Here is a 15081-nt window from a genome sequence, read left to right on the forward strand (position 1 = left end):
AAAATCAACTCCTAAGATTTATAGTATATTAGTTTCTTTACATTCTCCTCTTTTGAATCCTTCATACTCATCGTATTCACATTCATATACATCTATTTCTTCGTATTTGCTTAGTTTAATAGTTGTTACTTTATCTTTGACCTCAAATTTTCTTACAGATACAATATATTTTTTCAAATCTTCCTTTAATTTTATTCTTTCTTCTTTATCTGTACATATTTGTATACTATCTTTTATATTCTCTATATCTTCTGAATATTTATTATAAACAGGTGATGGTATAATGTCTATTGAGTTGATTTTTCTAAGATCTATATTGGATTCTTCTATCGTATGTGGTTCTAAAAAAGCTATTTTACTAAATACATCTCTATACGATACCATATATTTGCTTGCCCTCATATTTTCTGACGTTAAATAAGTATTTATACAGTCTAATTTATCTTTTTCAGATATTATGCCATCTCCCTGATTTATAATCGCTTCTTTTGATAGATTATATATCGTTTCATCTAATAGCTTCATTGAATTATTTACAATATCATTATCCATATCTGTATATACAAATATATTAGTATTTTTATTATCTTTTTTACCTTTTCTATTTATTCTTCCCATTCTCTGGAACAATGAATTCAAATCGTTTAGCTCTGTAAATAAATAATCGAAATCTATATCAAGACTTGCCTCAACGATAGATGTCGAAACCCATATACCATTTTTTATATCAATATTGCCATTTTTATCAAATGTTTTTCCAAATTCTATAATGTCTTTTTCCTTTGAAGCTCTGTCCATTTTCGTAAATTTACTATGCAGCATATTCACATAATCTTCTTTTCTATTTTCTTTAGATTTTATAGACTCATTATCTATTTTTTCTCTAAGTTTTCTATATATACTTTGAGCTTCTTTTATTGTATTACATACGACAAGTATCTTGTTTCCTTTTTCTTCATTTTGATTTTTCTCAAATAAATCAACGATATCCTCTATATTTATCTTATCCTCTATTACTTTCATATTATGTCTACTTTCTGATTCATTTATAAATTCGCCTTCTTCAAAAGTAATACCAGCTCCATACTCTTTATCTTTAAGTAAATCCCTTATAAAAGGTGGTAATGTAGCCGTAAGAATTGCAATTTTCCCACCTAATTCATATATCTTTTTTATACCATACATTAAATATGCAAGAAGTTCTGGTGAATACATCTGTATCTCATCTATTACTATCTTTGAATACGATAATGTCGTAAGTTTAAGTTCATATCCCTGATATTTAAATACAAAATCAAAAAGTTGATCCATTGTACTTATATTCAGTGGTATTGACCATCTTTTTGCAAGATTTTCATAATTTAATATATCCGTGCTTTCTACTTCTTCAACATTTATATCATCTTTTTTAGCTATATTTTTTAGATAGTATTCAAGAGAACTCGAATGAAGTATTGCCACTCTTTTATCTATATTTTTATTTTCTAGCATTTCAATTCTTACCCTATCATAAATAGCATTTATTGCAGTTCTAAGCGGAAGTACAAAAAATCCCTTTGTATCATCAATCCATAAAAGACCTGCTTCTGTTTTTCCCATTCCTGTCTGAGCCACTGCAATTATATTTTTATCTTTATTATTCATGCAGAATTCCTGAAGTTCATTCCACCCCGCCTTTGAATTATTCTTTTTCCATTTTTCCATAAGATTATCAAGTGATTTACTAAGAAAATCGTTCGGATACTCTGCTGTATAATTTCCGCTTGCACTGTAATCACATTTGTGAAGATATCCTTTTATCTTTATACCTTTTATATCCTGAGTTTCTGTTATTTTTTCTATTTTTTTATTATAGCTTCTTTTCATTTTATATGGAGAATACTCTCCTATCAAAGATGATATAAGTTCTTTTTTATTCACTTCTTCAATAACATTTTTATTGTAATTATGGTGTTTAAGTACTGCCGAAGCAACTCTAAAAAAATCATCCTCATCTTCAAATAAGTCATGATTTATAAAATAATACGATAATATATTATGTGTAATCTCCTTTTCAGGATTAAATTTCCCGCCATGATTTACCCTTTTCTGAAACTCCGAATTTATTTTTCCTATATCATGATATAAGCATGCTAATTCTGTAAGATTATAAATATTATCCTCTATATATCCCATATTTTTTAACGAGTCTAAAACATTAAGCAAATCTTCTGTATGTTCTTTTACAGTTTTATCTGGTTTTGCATTTCTTTCAGATATAAGATTTAACATAGGCTTATTTAGTTTTTCGAACACTTCATATTTTTTCTTCGACACATTATTCATATTTTATTCCCCCTATTTAAAATATGGCAGCAGATTAACTGCTGCCTATTTTATAGAAAATTAACTATATAATCTCTATTATCTTCCCTATCTATATATACATTTTCTGATGTTTCCTCTATAAAATATTTTGAAGTATAAACTGCTTTTACAATACTATCTTCTTTATTTATATCAAATATTCTCTTTCCATTTTCAATATAGTATCTTTTATTAAGATAATATTTTGTCCCAACAATACTTTTTCTCTCATCATCTGAAAATATTTTTTCATTTAGTACATCATCATATTTTAGATATGCAGAATACTTTTCATTTGATATTTCTTCATCTAAAACAATATCCTCGTCAAGTTCTACAATCTTACACTCTAATACATCAACAAAATCTTCACTTCTTCCTATTGCCTTTAGATTATATATATTTTCGACAATATCATTCATAACATTTTCTTTTGCTTTTATATGTAGTACAAGTTCAATATTATCTAAAACTTCGTAAAATCTAAGAGCTGTCGTAAGTGATCTGAACTTAGATACCGGTTCTGTATAGTTTATCTGCTCATATCCCTTTACTTTATCCTCGAACTCTTTTTTTTCCTGCTTTACAGCCTTTTCTTCTTCCTGAATTTTTTTAAATTCATCTGATTTTTTATCATATTTCTTTTTAGACTCTGAAAGTTCTTTAATTTTTGATTTATACTCATTTACTTTCTCTTTGTACTCGCCCTTTTTATATTCATCAATTTTATTTTTCAGATTCTTCAAGATTCTATATTCTTCAAGAAGCTCTTTATTATGAACCTGTATAGTTATTCCCTTTATAAAACTGTTTCCCTGACTTTTTTTTGCACTTGCAACCTTTTCATATGCCTTTGATAACATATCGCTATTTTTCATTTTTACCAGAATCCCTCTATCGTCCATAGTTGAATTCAGAAAGCAATAGTCTGTATATGGCTCTTTGTGCATAGATTCAAACTTACCTTGTATACTTACATCCATAGGAACATATTCCCTATATCCACATGCATTATGTATAGCGCCTATAACTGTAGATATTGGAGGAAGGGGATATGTCATTTTATTTGTAAGAGATTCCTCTTTTCTATAGTTTGCACTGCTTTGTCTAAGCAGAATTCTCACAGCTTTCATCCAATTCTCACCTCAATTATAATTTCATACAGAGTAAATAAATATTTTACTCTGTATGAAAATAAATTTAACTAAACTTCATAATACTTATCTACATCTTCTCTCAACTTGTCAAAGAATGATGTTACACTCATTGGATTTAGCTCTAGTTTTATATCTGATTCATTTACAAAATTATCTCCCTCAACAAGAGCTGCATAATATCCTTTTGCTAATCTTTCTTTAAGGTCTTTTGATATTACAAGTTTCTGATTTTCAACCCTTACAACATTCTCAAAATAATGTGTTTTTCTATCAGATAATCCTCCTACTACAAATAGAGGCTCAGCATTATCCAGATTTCCCTTTACAATAAGGCTTAAACTCTCAACTGCTCCAAGTATTGATTTTACTCTTTCGGCTTTTTCTTCCTTTGATGCTTCCTGGTAATTTTCCTCATTACAGAAGTTCTCATCTTTTCCTATCATTTCAAGATCTATTGTAAGGCTGTATACCTTTAATGACTTATCGTATTCATACTGATATGGCATAAGCCCTGCATCTTTTGCGTTATTCTGAAGATTTATATTTTTAGACTTTGCAGTAGTCATTGCTAGATAAAGGTTATTATGGAATCTAGTTTCATTTACAAAACTCTCACAAGAAACAGCGTCTGTAAGATAGAAAGAACTGTTTCTTACATAAGTATTTCCTTTAGTGTACATATATCCACCTTCAAGTGCTCTACAGTTTGATGCATTTAGTTTTTCATTTGCAACTTTCTGTGTAGCTCCATCTACCTCTGTCTGAAGATCGTCATACATACCACTCTGCACCATTATTGCGTTTTTTAGACTTTCTCTACTTTTTATAGAGTATACCTTTCCATTTTTATATACCTTTTGTACACTTGATATATTTCCTAATCCCTCTGAATAGTTTGCTGTCATGTTTGCCACTACTGTTAGTGTTAAGCTCTTAGCCATTTTATTTTCCTCCATTTACTTTATTTTTAGTTTCTTTTTTATTCTTCAACTTTATCAGATTCCTTTGATAATGCACTTATAAATGTGTAAGCCAGATCTTTATGTCCCTCAAAGTCTTCAAATAAGTCATATATAAATCCAAACTCTATTCCTGTATAATTTGAAAGCTGTAGCATTATTTCGCAGAATCTATCGTAGTCTTTGAATACAATAGCGCTTGTCAACTTCTGACTATAAGTACTTATTTTATTTTCTGATTTGTCTCTTACAAATCTTTCAACTACTTTTTTTGCACACGCAAATGCTTGTTTTGTCTTTTTCTCCATATTCTCTTCACCCCTTATAAGTATATTTATAGATATCATATTTTTTAGCTTCCAACTATGATTTGTAGTACTTTTTTCCCTGCTATCTCTATCCTTTAAAATCAATTCTATAAGGTCATCAAGGACTAGCTTATTTAATATTCTATCTGTAACTTCTTTTTCAAAATCTATATATAGCTTGTCATTAACTTTATATCTAAAACATATAGAGTTATAGTTTATATGTTTCGATTCAAGTTCTCTTAATATCTCTATTGAATCTTTTCTTATATACATAGTTTCAAAATAATCATTATCCTGATTTTTAACTATAACTTCGACATCATAGTCTATAAAATCAGATGATTTTTGTATAAGTTTGAATAATACTCCTCTGGTGCTTGTTTTCCATCCTTTAATATTTTCATCTTCTGTATTTTTTATACTATTTATTTCTTTCTCAAGAATATTGTTTGTACCTATAATAGACTTAATGCTATAGTTATTGTTTATAAAGAACTTTTCCCTTCCTCCAGAAAAAGCAAACGGTATAAAATCCATCTCTTTTATATCATTTCCCACATATGACTTAGCCTCAAAGTTGTATCCAATAGATTTTCCTTTTTTAGGAGCATCTATACAGTATCCTACAAGTCTGCAATAATCCTGATCATCGTTAAAAAGCTGATTTACATTTGCAAAATTTGAATACAGATTTTTTTTATTTCTGAAAGTCTCTCTTATAAGAGTTTCTCTATTTTCATCTATAATTTTTATAATATCCTGTTTATTTGTTCCATCAAACTTTATTCCTTTAAATACATTTTTCATTATTGTATTTGATGATCCGCTTTTATTAGAAAGTTTTTCATTTACAAGAGATATATCATCTTCTGTAAACTCGGATTTTCTGAGTATATTTTCTATATACATGTGGTGCATATCTTCATTATAGTTGTACTCAATGAACTCTAAAATTTCCTTTTCAGTTATATCATCAGAGTTATATAAAAGTTCGTCATCGCTATAATGACACTTTAGTCCTCGTTGATTTAGATATTTATATAGCCCATATATAGCTGCAGAATATCTCCAATCACTCGGGATTAACTTTCTATCATATTCTTCGTTTTCTAAAAGTATTTTCACTTATGTCACCTCTTTTCTAAAAAAGATCTTGAGTTACAAGGTCTATCATTCCAAATCCGGCAGATTTTCTACTTCCAATACCTACATTAAGTAGATATTGGAGTATATATGGTTTGGCTGATATTTCGAATATTCCGACACTTGTATCTATAAATTGACCATAGTGCTTTACTACAACTTTTTTACATTGTATAGGGTTAATTTTTATTTCATTTACATCATCCTCTATTGCGACTTTCCTCAACTGTAAAGCAAGTACTTCTTTTATTTTTTCTCTAAATTTATCATCGCTATATATATAGTATTTATCCTTATTATTTTCTCTATTATGTTCTCTAACACATATACTACTTCCCCTTGATGTTTTAAATATCATTCTCGAATTTTTTATTTCCGGCATTCTTATTTCTTTGATAGATTTTAAAACCATGCAATTCCCGTTCCCAAGAGGAAAAGGTTTGTTCTTTTGAGATAAAAGTGCACAGTACATGACAAAATCAGTTTTATCTCTATTGTCTGCAGAGAATATAACCTTTATCATATTCTCCTCTATTATAATTTTAGACTCAGTATACTTTGCACCAGGAAGAACAACTGAAAAACAGTAATCTTTTGGAGCTGTACTTCCAAAATATTTCTCAAAATATTTACCACCATTAGCTTCGGTCAGAGTCTTTTTCAAGAAACTTAAAACCCGCTTCCTATATTCTATCGTCATTTCTGGTCTGTCAAGTTCAAATGACAGAATATATCTTTTAAACTTCATTTTTTCACCTCTTTCTTTAATATTTACACTTATATAATATCACCAGAATTTCCCCTTGTAAATAGTTTATTTAAAAAAATTCTAAATTTAATATGTTTAAAAGGATAAATTTTAGATAATTAAAAATAGTCCCTAATCAAAACATGATTAGGGACTATTTTTAATACTAGTTTTTATTCCAATATGGTACTACTACATCTTCTGAAAATAATATGATTAAAATTTACATTCCAATATGGATAATATTTTCTATAATATTATATCAGAATACATAATATTTTCCTATAATTATATTTATTTACATACTTTCTTTTAATATTTCAATTATTTCATCTTTATCAAGAACCTTATATCCTCCATTCATTATAAAAGTTCCGTCTGCAATACCACTAAACATATCCTCAGTCACTCCAAGTTCTGAAATATTCATGACAACACCGATACTTCTCATAAATTCTTCCATTCTTTCAAGTCCTTCAAGAGCAACCTGTTTATCATCTTTTCCATCTGGATTTACATTCCATACATTCACTGCATATCTTTTGAATTTTGGCATAGCATATGGCATTATATGTTTGTAATATGGAATAGATACCGCAGAAAGAGTCATACCATGTGTTGCATCTGTATATGCACCTATACTCTGTCCAATCATATGAACCATCCAGTCTGTGGATTTACCTTTTGCCACCATTGTATTAAGCGCCCATGTAGAAATCCACATTATATTACTTCTTGCTTCATAATCAAGAGGATTTTCTACAGCTACTTCTGCACTATGTATGAGTGATTTAAGCATTCCTTCCATTATATAATCAGATGCACAATCGTCTTCTCCTGAGAAATACTGTTCAAGTATATGCGACATTATATCAAATATTCCAGATACCATCTGATATTTAGGAACTGTAAAAGTCTCTTCTGGATTCAGTATTGAAAATTTAGGGAATACATTGTCTCCAAATACATGGCCTATTTTCAGTTTTGAATCATGATTTGTTATAACTGATCCTCCATTCATTTCAGATCCTGTTCCAACCATTGTAAGTATACATCCAACAGGAATTATTTTATTATCTACATCTTCCATTCTAAGGAAATACTTATCCCATGGATCTTCTTCACAGTATGTTGATACTGATACAGCCTTTGAATAATCGCATACAGAACCTCCTCCTACTGCAAGGATAAGATCAACATTATTTTCTTTTGCCTTTTTACATCCCTCATAAAGTTTTTCAACTGTAGGATTTGGCATTACTCCACTTACTTCTGTTACTTTCTTTCCGGCATTTTCAAGGATTTTAATAACTTTATCATAAAGTCCTGATTTTTTTATTGATCCTCCACCATATGTAAGTAATATATTTTAACCATAATTTTCAAGTTCTTTTTCAAGATTTTCAAGAGATTCCTTGCCAAAATATATTTTAGTAGGATTTGAATAAACAAAATTTCCAAGCATTGTTATACCTCCCTTATTTTCTTTGCAGGAACTCCTCCTACAACAGTATTTTTTTCTACATCCTTTGTAACAACTGCACCTGCTGCTATCACTGCTCCATCACCTATTTTTACACCAGATAAAATTGTAGAATTTGATCCAACCCATACATTTTTTCCTATCTGAACAGGTGCCGGTATCATATTACCTCTCTTTTCCGGGCTCATATTATGATTTAATGTAGCAATCACTACATTATGACCTATAAGAGTACCTTCTCCTATTGTAATTCCACCCTGATCCTGAAATTTACATCCACTGTTTATGAATACATTCTTATCTATAAATGTATTTTTGCCACAGTCAGTATAGAAAGGAGGGAAGATAGCAAATCCTTCTCCCACTTTTCTTCCTGTAAGTTTTTCCATAAGTTCATGTACTTCCTCAGGAGTATGATATTTACTGTTCATTTCCACTGTTATTTTAAGCGCTTCCTGAGCAAGATATCCCATATATTTATGAATATCAGAGCCAGCTTCAATCTCTTTTTTACTGTTCATATATTCTATGAAATTCTCCAGGTTAACATTTCCTATTTTATAGTTTTTATCCATCAATTTATCATCCTTTATTTCTGTATTCTACCAATCCATGATTTTATTATATCATCTGATTTATCTCTTTGACTTCCATATATCGAAATTGCTTCTGATACAGATGCTCCTTTTGCAGCCTTTTGTATATCTTTTACACTACATCCAAGTCCACTTCCCTCATGTGTGCAGAATGGACATATCGTTATTCCATCCCAGTTAAATTTTTCTATAGCTGAAAGTACAGGCATTGGTATTGTGTTCCAATAATTTGGATAACCAAGATATACTGTAGTATATCCATCCAGATTTTTAAGTTCTATCTCTATCTCTGGTCTTATACCTTTTTGAAGATCTTCTTTTGCCTGTTCTGTACATGTTCTATAATTATCTGAATACGGATTTAACATTTTTATTTCAAAAATATCAGCATTTGTTTCATCAGCTATCTTTTCCGCAATTACTTTTGTATTTCCTTTTTCTATATATCTTAAAGCTCCATCAAAATAATTTTCTTCTGCTCTTGAAAAATATATTACTGCTGATTTACTCAATCTAATCACTTCTTTCTATAATTATTAAAGTTTCATATAGTCTTCATCTGAGACTTCTTCAAGCCATTCATTTGATCCATTTTCTGATGGAACTTCAACTGCTATATGTGAAAACCAGCTATCTTTTGAAGCTCCATGCCAATGTTTTACTTCAGGTGGTATATTTACAACATCCCCTGGTTTTAGAAACTGAGCTTCTTTGCCCCATTCCTGATACCATCCTTCTCCAGCTGTAACAAGAAGTATCTGACCTCCACCATGATGTATATGCCAGTTATTTCTGCAACCAGGTTCAAATGTAACATTTCCTATAACTACCTGTTCTGTGCTTAACATATTAAGGTAACTCTGACCTTTGAAATATTTTGCATACCGTTCATTTTTTTCACCTGTTTTGAATACACTTATTTCCTTTATATCGCTCATAGTATTTTCTCCTTTTCAAATTACTTTTCTGAATATATTTCCTTTGCCATTCTCATTGCTGCCCATGCTTTTGGCCATCCAGCATAGAACCCTGTCTGAGTTATTATTTCAACCATTTCCTCTTCACTTACACCATTATTTTTTGCATTTGATATGTGAAATTTAAGAGAGCTATCTAGTATACCTGTAGACATTAATGCTGTAACAGTTATTATACTTCTGTCTCTTAAAGATAATTTATCTTCCCTTGACCATACTTCTCCAAACAAAACATCATCATTAAGTCTTGCAAATTCTGGTGCGAATTTTCCCATTTCATCTCTTCCTGCTGTAACTTTTACCATATATATCATCTCCTTTTATAACTTAATTATATCTCCAAATAAATACAATCTGAATCTTCTATATGTTGATATTGTTTGAACTTTAAGTTTATAGTATATTTTATATATAATATATTTTACAGAGGAAGTGATTGTTTTGTTTGACCATAAAATTGATACATTTCTCGCTGTTGTTGAAAGTGGAAGCTTCAACAAAGCCGCAGAAAAACTTTTTATATCTCCTACAGCTGTTATGAAACAGATGAATAATCTGGAATCACAGCTAAATCTGAACCTTATAAAAAGAAGCCCTTCTGGAGTAATAATAACTCCTTCTGGTGAATCTCTTTATAGAGATCTTGTCAAAATCAAGGAAGATACAAAAAGATCTATTGACGCTGCAAGAATTATAGAAAACAGCAACAAAAAAGTTATAAGAGTTGGTACATCTATTCTTAATCCATGTAGTGCTTTTATAGATTTATGGTCTAGAATGTGCCACTGTATGTTAGACTTTCAGCTTGAAATAATTCCTTTTGATGATGACCACAATGACATATTATCCGTTATTGAAAATCTTGGAACAGAATTTGACTTTATAATAGGAGTCTGTAATTCAAGAAGATGGTTTGACAGATGTGATTTATATAGACTTGGCAAATATAAAAAAATGGTTGCAGTACCAATGGATCATCCTCTTGCCTGCAAAAGTATACTGAGACTTGAAGATCTATACGGTGAAAAACTTATAATGGTAAAAGAAGGAGATTCTCCTCTAAACGATTATCTCAGACACGATTTGAACACCAATCATCCTGAAATAATTATTGAGGATGCTGACTATTTTTATGATATAAATGTATTTAATAGATGTCTAAAAGAAAACTGTGCTCTTTTATCTCTTGAATGCTGGAAAAATGTTCATCCCTCTCTTGTTACTATTCCAGTCGAATGGGATTATAGCATTGATTATGGGCTTCTTTATTCATTTAACCCTTCAGAGAGTGTAACAATGTTTATAAATGAGTTGAAAAAATCAGGAATATGATAAAAATGGGATATAGGATTAATAATTTGGTAGTACAATATAGTCTTAAATATAAAAAAAATAACAGAAAATAATCTTTTAACTAAATTTTATTTAATGGTATTATTTTTATATTCTGAAAATAGAAATCAATTCTTAATTTTTCAATAGAAATTTAATAATTAATTAAGAATTCGTTAATAAGAATTACAATATTGTCTTATTTATTAATTTATATTTCCAAATTTTAAAAAATACAGTATTATATGGACAAACATTCGAATGTAAAAAATATGTTAAATGGAGATAGATAATTATGAGGATGAACAAATTAAAAAATTTATATCTATGGCTTTGCTTACAATGAATTAGCTAAAAAGGATAGCGGCAAGTATTGAAAAAATGTTGCCTTATGTATAATAAATAATTTCGGAAAGTAGAGCTGATTTGAAAGTTGGTGATGTCATGGATTATAAAACTGTTGTAAGAAAAATTACGATAACTATTATAGAAGCGATAAAAGTATACTGTAGTATAGCGATGATAGAAAGTATATTTCAAAATACTAATAGACTTCTATCGTTTAATAGTCCTACCACTATAGGAAGCAGTATAATTACATTTTGTTTTTGTTTATATGTAGGATATACAGGTTATGCAAAATAATTTTTTATATAATAATAGATTATAGGAACGGTTAAGATTATGAAGTATGAAAAAATTTTACTTATGCCTTTTGGGATAATTGTAGAAACATTTAAAATATATAGTACTATTGCTGTAATTGATTTTTTAATAGAAGGGTATATGAGACTTGTTTGTTTCAATAATAAGTTCAATATAACAATAAACATATTCGTTATTGTAATTAGTGTATTTCTGGCATATATAAATAATAAAAGATATTTAAATGGTTAATATCGATTATCTCACTACTAAAAATGTAATAAGATTAATCCTTTTGGGAATACTACAATATTTATAAATGAATAGGAAAATCAGGAATATAAATTTAACAATAAAAGCGCAAATGAATATATATGATTTCGTTTGCGCTTTTATTTTTTATATAGGTAAATATATCTTTGTTGAAAAACCTTTATTTAACTTACTGCTCATTTCTATTTTTCCATTATGTAGCATTACAATTTCTTTTACTATAAAAATTCCTAATCCATGACGCAAATCTAATCTATCATCTGTACTTTGTATGTAATGAGGTGTTTCATGTAATATTTTAATCTCTTCATCTGAGATACCTTTCCCATTATCTGAAATAGTTAAAATAAATATATTTTCTTTAATATCCAAACTTATTGATATTTTACATCCATTTTCATTATGAGTTATACTATTTGAAATAATATTTTGTATTGCTCTATATATAAGCCTTTCATCTGCTTCTATGCTAACAACTTCACTTTCTTCAGTTAAGGATAATTCAAACTCATATATTTCTTCTATATCATTATTCATATATTCTGATACTATTTGTCTTATTATTTTACATAGATATATAGAGGATTTTTTAATTGGCTGTATATTATAATTTAATTGACTTACAAGATTTAGATCCTGAACAAGATTTTTAATTTTTATACTTTGAAATTTTATAATTTCTGCTTGCCTTTTTGTATCATCGCCTATGTCCGATGCTTTTGAAATTTGATCTGCATAACCCATTATCATCGATAAAGGTGTACGTATATCATGTGAGACTCCGCTTATCCAATTTGCTCTTGCATTATCCTGTTTTTTTAACTGTTCTGATGTCTTGTTTATCCCTTCACCTATTTTTTCAAGTTCTCCTTTCACATTAAGTGTTACATTTTGACCATTTGAAAGGCTTGATAGTCCATCAAGAATAGGTGCTATTTTTCTCATAACTCTATATTTAGATAAATAATAAACTATAAATAAAATAATTATATCCAAGACAAGCATTATTGCTATAGTATAAGGTGCCCTTTTTATAATTGACATTGGAAGATAATTAGACAAAATTTTAAAATAGCTGCCTTTAGGATAACCTAATACCAGAATTTTTTCTTTATACTTCTGAGTAAACACAGGGTAATCGCTTAGATATCCTCTTGAAAAATTTACTGCATCTTGTATTGTATATTTTGTTGCTATTTCTTTAGGTATATTGAAACTCCATACTACATAACCTTCATCATCTAACAAAACTGCCCATGTCCCATTTTTTTCCAGGATCTTTGTTGTGTTGTGGGTTAATTCAAACTTTTCATTTTTATATGATAGATTATCTGATATCATATCTAAAATTTTAATCGGATTTTCTTTATTAATTCCATAAACTATATTATTATACGAAATAAAAAATACTGAAATATTCATCACAACAATAAAAATAAGTATCAATATATACATCAATAAATGTTTACTTATAAACTTCCCGAATTCGTACACTATTAACTCCTACTTTCTATTTTTAACTTATATCCTAGTCCTTTTACTGTTATCAAAGATTTTGGATTAGATGGATTATCTTCTATTTTTTCTCTTATTCTTCTGATATGAACTGATAATGAATTTCCATAGCCAAAGTAATTTTCTCCCCATACTGCTTCACACAACGAATCTATAGTGACAATGTGATTTGCATTTCTTATTAATGTCTCTAGAATATCATGTTCTTTTGCAGTAAGTGAAAATATACATCCGTTTTTTATAACTTGAGCTTTACTTAAATCTATCTCACAATCAGATAATTCTACAACTGTATTTTCTATTTTGTAACACCTTCTTAGAACTGCTTTTAATCTAAAAATAAACTCTCTTGGTAAAAAAGGTTTTGTAATGTAATCATCAGCACCCAATCCAAACCCTGAATATTTATCTTGTATATCGTCCTTTGCAGTCAAAAATATTACTGGTATTTTACTAAAACTTCTTATTTCATTCATAAGTTCAAAACCATCTCCATCTGGGAGCATAACATCCAATATTGCAATATCCGGTTTCTGTTTATGACAAATATCTATTGCAGATTTTACTGATGCAGCTGTTACTATATTAATAAATCCCTCTTCTTCCAATATAGTTATCAATAATTCTCTAAGATTTTCTTCATCATCTACTACTAATATTTTCTTTGTTCTTAAATAATTTTCATTCATTTTAATCACTTTTCCTTTCCTTTATTTTATTATACCTTTTATAAAATAGTTCTGTGTATTTTTTCATATTTGTAAGGTAAATTTAAGGTAAATAGAAGATTAATGTAAACAAGTATAGTTATAGTATAAATTAAGAAAGGAGTTGTATATATTATGACAAATATAATTGAAACAATAAACTTGACAAAGGAATATAAAAATTTTACTGCTGTAGATAAAGTATCTATAAATATAAAAAAGGGACATATATATGGTTTTCTCGGTCCAAATGGTGCTGGAAAAACTACAACACTTAAGATGATTCTAGGGCTTATAAAACCTACATCTGGTTCATTTTTGATTGATAATATGAAATTTCCTGATAACCGTATAGAAATTCTTAGTAAAATTGGATCATTAATCGAGTCACCTTCATTTTATCCAAACCTGACAGGAAAAGAAAACTTGGAGATTATTAGAAGAATTCTTTCTCTTCCTCCTTCAAGCGTAGATGAAGCACTGGAAATTGTTGGTTTATCAGCTTTTGCAGATAGACAGGCTAAACACTATTCCCTAGGAATGAAACAAAGACTTGGCATTGCTTCAGCATTAATTGGAAAACCACCTATTCTTATCCTTGATGAACCTACAAATGGATTGGATCCTGTTGGAATACATGAAATACGAGGTTTAATCAAGTCTCTTCCAAAAAGATTTGACTGTACTATATTGATATCATCACACATGCTTTCCGAAATCGAACTTATTTGCGATGATATAGGTATCCTAAATCATGGAAGATTACTTTTTGAAGGAAGTTTAGAAAACTTGAAGAAACTATCAACAGAAAATGGTTTTGAAGATAGTAACCTAGAAGAAATATTTCTTTATATAATAGATAAGGACAATAAATTATTAAAATAAGGAT

General features: G+C 28.8%; 15 protein-coding genes. 3 read left to right on the top strand and 12 right to left on the bottom strand.

Annotation, left to right across the window (positions count from 1 at the left end):
* Positions 1 to 18 precede the first annotated feature (18 nt).
* The 10 genes from cas3 to EXD82_RS03640 all read right to left on the bottom strand — a co-directional run bounded on the left by cas3 (position 19) and on the right by EXD82_RS03640 (position 10025).
* Positions 19 to 2325 carry a CRISPR-associated helicase Cas3' gene (cas3, locus tag EXD82_RS03595; protein ID WP_142535545.1) on the bottom strand — a complete coding sequence of 769 codons (2307 nt, stop codon included), beginning with the start codon at positions 2323 to 2325 and terminating at the stop codon, positions 19 to 21.
* A gap of 50 nt (positions 2326 to 2375) precedes the next feature.
* Positions 2376 to 3479: a CRISPR-associated protein Cas5 gene (gene cas5 / locus EXD82_RS03600; RefSeq protein WP_142535546.1), complete on the bottom strand. Its 1104-nt coding sequence runs from the start codon at positions 3477 to 3479 to the stop codon at positions 2376 to 2378.
* Between the two features lie 71 nt (positions 3480 to 3550).
* Positions 3551 to 4444 carry a type I-B CRISPR-associated protein Cas7/Cst2/DevR gene (cas7i, locus tag EXD82_RS03605; RefSeq protein WP_246082002.1) on the bottom strand — a complete coding sequence of 298 codons (894 nt, stop codon included), beginning with the start codon at positions 4442 to 4444 and terminating at the stop codon, positions 3551 to 3553.
* 38 nt (positions 4445 to 4482) lie between these two features.
* Positions 4483 to 5898, bottom strand: a complete 1416-nt coding sequence (gene cas8a1, locus EXD82_RS03610) for a type I CRISPR-associated protein Cas8a1/Csx8 (RefSeq protein ID WP_142535548.1) — start codon at positions 5896 to 5898, stop codon at positions 4483 to 4485.
* A 16-nt stretch (positions 5899 to 5914) separates the two neighbouring features.
* Positions 5915 to 6664, bottom strand: coding sequence for a CRISPR-associated endoribonuclease Cas6 (gene cas6, locus EXD82_RS03615; RefSeq protein WP_142535549.1), 750 nt, complete (start codon positions 6662 to 6664; stop codon positions 5915 to 5917).
* Between the two features lie 298 nt (positions 6665 to 6962).
* Positions 6963 to 8030 carry an iron-containing alcohol dehydrogenase gene (locus EXD82_RS03620; RefSeq protein ID WP_330573694.1) on the bottom strand — a complete coding sequence of 356 codons (1068 nt, stop codon included), beginning with the start codon at positions 8028 to 8030 and terminating at the stop codon, positions 6963 to 6965.
* A 101-nt stretch (positions 8031 to 8131) separates the two neighbouring features.
* Positions 8132 to 8668: a DapH/DapD/GlmU-related protein gene (locus tag EXD82_RS03625; RefSeq protein ID WP_142535644.1), complete on the bottom strand. Its 537-nt coding sequence runs from the start codon at positions 8666 to 8668 to the stop codon at positions 8132 to 8134.
* A gap of 68 nt (positions 8669 to 8736) precedes the next feature.
* On the bottom strand, positions 8737 to 9255 hold the full coding sequence (locus tag EXD82_RS03630; protein WP_174919146.1) for a flavodoxin: 519 nt from the start codon (positions 9253 to 9255) through the stop codon (positions 8737 to 8739).
* Between the two features lie 24 nt (positions 9256 to 9279).
* Entirely contained in the window at positions 9280 to 9681 is a 402-nt protein-coding gene (locus EXD82_RS03635; RefSeq protein ID WP_142535551.1) for a cupin domain-containing protein, read from the bottom strand.
* Between the two features lie 20 nt (positions 9682 to 9701).
* Complete coding sequence (locus EXD82_RS03640) at positions 9702 to 10025, bottom strand: carboxymuconolactone decarboxylase family protein (RefSeq protein ID WP_142535552.1); 324 nt, start codon at positions 10023 to 10025, stop codon at positions 9702 to 9704.
* A gap of 136 nt (positions 10026 to 10161) precedes the next feature.
* On the opposite strand from EXD82_RS03640, the gene EXD82_RS03645 reads away from it, so the two are divergent.
* Together EXD82_RS03645 and EXD82_RS03650 are read left to right on the top strand one after the other, a co-directional pair.
* Positions 10162 to 11052, top strand: a complete 891-nt coding sequence (locus tag EXD82_RS03645) for a LysR family transcriptional regulator (protein ID WP_142535553.1) — start codon at positions 10162 to 10164, stop codon at positions 11050 to 11052.
* A gap of 426 nt (positions 11053 to 11478) precedes the next feature.
* Complete coding sequence (locus EXD82_RS03650) at positions 11479 to 11697, top strand: hypothetical protein (protein WP_142535554.1); 219 nt, start codon at positions 11479 to 11481, stop codon at positions 11695 to 11697.
* Between the two features lie 399 nt (positions 11698 to 12096).
* Here EXD82_RS03650 and EXD82_RS03655 read toward each other — a convergent pair whose 3' ends face one another.
* Both EXD82_RS03655 and EXD82_RS03660 read right to left on the bottom strand, forming a co-directional pair.
* The gene (locus tag EXD82_RS03655) at positions 12097 to 13464 is read right to left on the bottom strand and encodes a sensor histidine kinase (RefSeq protein WP_142535555.1); all 1368 of its coding nucleotides are present in this window, start codon (positions 13462 to 13464) and stop codon (positions 12097 to 12099) included.
* 2 nt (positions 13465 to 13466) lie between these two features.
* Positions 13467 to 14174: a response regulator transcription factor gene (locus EXD82_RS03660; protein ID WP_142535556.1), complete on the bottom strand. Its 708-nt coding sequence runs from the start codon at positions 14172 to 14174 to the stop codon at positions 13467 to 13469.
* Between the two features lie 153 nt (positions 14175 to 14327).
* Between EXD82_RS03660 and EXD82_RS03665 the strand changes: the two genes are divergently transcribed.
* Positions 14328 to 15077, top strand: coding sequence for an ABC transporter ATP-binding protein (locus tag EXD82_RS03665; RefSeq protein WP_142535557.1), 750 nt, complete (start codon positions 14328 to 14330; stop codon positions 15075 to 15077).
* Positions 15078 to 15081 lie beyond the last annotated feature (4 nt).

The sequence above is a fragment of the Peptacetobacter hominis genome, from assembly GCF_006861675.1.
Taxonomy (GTDB): domain Bacteria; phylum Bacillota; class Clostridia; order Peptostreptococcales; family Peptostreptococcaceae; genus Peptacetobacter; species Peptacetobacter hominis.

Bases quoted from the DNA above. Each gene is read 5' to 3' on its own strand.
- EXD82_RS03635 (WP_142535551.1), bottom strand. From the start codon at position 9,681: ATGAGCGATATAAAGGAAATAAGTGTATTCAAAACAGGTGAAAAAAAT.
- cas5 (WP_142535546.1), bottom strand. From the start codon at position 3,479: ATGAAAGCTGTGAGAATTCTGCTTAGACAAAGCAGTGCAAACTATAGA.
- EXD82_RS03665 (WP_142535557.1), top strand. From the start codon at position 14,328: ATGACAAATATAATTGAAACAATAAACTTGACAAAGGAATATAAAAAT.
- EXD82_RS03640 (WP_142535552.1), bottom strand. From the start codon at position 10,025: ATGGTAAAAGTTACAGCAGGAAGAGATGAAATGGGAAAATTCGCACCA.
- cas7i (WP_246082002.1), bottom strand. From the start codon at position 4,444: ATGGCTAAGAGCTTAACACTAACAGTAGTGGCAAACATGACAGCAAAC.
- EXD82_RS03660 (WP_142535556.1), bottom strand. From the start codon at position 14,174: ATGAATGAAAATTATTTAAGAACAAAGAAAATATTAGTAGTAGATGAT.
- cas6 (WP_142535549.1), bottom strand. From the start codon at position 6,664: ATGAAGTTTAAAAGATATATTCTGTCATTTGAACTTGACAGACCAGAA.
- cas3 (WP_142535545.1), bottom strand. From the start codon at position 2,325: ATGAATAATGTGTCGAAGAAAAAATATGAAGTGTTCGAAAAACTAAAT.
- EXD82_RS03625 (WP_142535644.1), bottom strand. From the start codon at position 8,668: ATGAACAGTAAAAAAGAGATTGAAGCTGGCTCTGATATTCATAAATAT.